Raw genomic sequence first — 2,086 nt, forward strand, 5'->3', positions numbered from 1 at the left:
CGCTGGACATGCGGACGATGACGCTGGCGGAGGTGATCAACCAGCGTGCACTGGATGTGCAGAACGAGGTCACGCAGCAGACGCAGTACACCTTCAGTGTCTATGACGCCAGACAGCAGCTCATTCAGACCATTCAGCCGCCTATGGAAAGCATGACGGCAGAGATCAATATGGAGGCCGTGCTGGATGCCGGGCTGGTCACAGCGAGCTACGGCGAGATCACCTGGAACATGCAATTGGTGTACGAACACTCACACGAGTACGGAGCCTGGTATTTCTTTACCGTCACCACAATCAATATCCCGGAAAGTACCTTCCCGGGCAATGCCAGCTATCGCGTGAAATTCCTGTACGACATTGATAACTATGTCGACAGAAGTCATGAGTATGTGCAAAAAGGTCCTTCAGAGTACGGCAGTGCTGGCACGATTGTGAATAAAGTGCCGATGGGGATGGATCACGAAGACAATATCTATAAATTTAGTTATGAGATTTATCTGCGTACCGATGAAGGTGAATTGCTGGTCGCAACTGGAGGGAGGGATGCCACCCCAGAGAATCCATTGACAGGTGGTGCAGTTTATCCGCCCCCGTCAAGCTCGCCTTGGGAATGGAATTTCGTTACCTCAAAGGTAATGAATTCTAGTGGCTCAGGTGCAATCGATGATGCCTTATATTTTACGAACCAACCTTATGTTCCGGGGAACAGCACGAACAGCACATCCCGGTTGTTGTTATCGTATCGCCCCGTCGGCTCGACAGCTGGCTATACCACCGTATTAGTGCCACCTGCGTTAATTAGAGGCGGCATGTATGCGTTTGACTGGACTACGATTCCGGCTGGGCATTATGAGTATCGGTATATCGCGCTGAATCACCTCGGTACCATTCTTAACCAGCAAAGCGGCAGGTTCAACACCACCAACCCTGCGGCCCCGACCACCTCCCCACAAGCGCTGATCACGACCGGGAATGCAGGCTATGTGTCGGTGATCGGGGTTGGTGAATCCTCGGTCTCTGCGGGCTTGCACCTGATCGATCAGGGCAGCCATGCCAAGAGCGTGTTGATGCGCTACCGCGTGAAGGGTAGCAGCGGAGCATGGACGACCCTCCCGGCCTCCAGCTTTGTTGCAGGCACGGCGAGCAGCGGCTTCGGGGTGGGCAGTTTCTCCCTGCCGACGTCCGCGATGGGTGTGTTTGCCAACAACACGCAGTATGAGGTTGAGTTTGATGTACATGACGCGAACAACAAGCTGATCCGCACCTCAGCCGGGACCTTGAGCCGCAATGCGGCAGGCCATGTCAACATGGGCGAGTTGCTGGCCTACCCCAAGCTGACCTTTTTGCAACCGATCCATGCCAAATACCTCGATGTGCGTTACCGTGTTGCGGGCAGTACCGGTGCGTACAGTGATGCGATCCGGCTCACGCCGACCAGCACCAACAGCGGACGCTTTGACTGGGCCCCCAATGCGCTGATTCCCAACCTTGCCAACCGCTACGATTACGAGTTCGATCTGCAGGCCTTGGATGCCGCGAACCAGCTTGTGAACCAGACGCAGGCGACGGTACAACTGGGCAGTACGGTGACCGTGCTCTCGACCAGTGACAGCAGCACGGCTGGCTTTGGAAGTGGCATCATCAGCAGTGACGCGCTCTCGTCGCTGACCATCCTGCGTCGTCAGCGTTATAACGCGTTTGGCGAGGTGGTGCAGGAGATTGACGGCCGTGGGAATGTGACGGACTTTGCCTACAACACGGCGGGGAATCTGGTGCTGAAGCGCGACCCCAAGGTCAACATCACGCTGGTCAATGGCTTTGTGCAGGCGGCGTCGGAAGCGACCCGTCCTGAAACGGCGTACCACTACGATCTGGCCGGGCGTCTGATCGGGGTGCGGGATGCTAACGGCAACCTCAATACCCAAGCCTGGATCACGGGCGCGCGCCCTGAATCGGGTACTGAATCGGCTGACATGGTCAGCCTGGAACGCCATGCGGATGGGGGTATCCGCACCGCCAAGTTCGATATCTTTGGTGACAAGCGCATGGAGGTGGATGAGGCGAGCCGCCGCACCGACTACACCTA

The 2,086-nt window shown here is 56.5% G+C and carries 1 protein-coding gene; it reads left to right on the forward strand.

Translation table 11 applies throughout. The annotated features are described in order from the left end of the window. Nucleotides 1–2,086, forward strand: a 2,086-nt coding sequence (locus ED236_RS12300; protein WP_148042308.1) for an RHS repeat domain-containing protein, incomplete at both ends; no start/stop codon positions are given.

This window comes from Pseudomethylobacillus aquaticus (genome assembly GCF_003730115.1).
Taxonomy (GTDB): domain Bacteria; phylum Pseudomonadota; class Gammaproteobacteria; order Burkholderiales; family Methylophilaceae; genus Pseudomethylobacillus; species Pseudomethylobacillus aquaticus.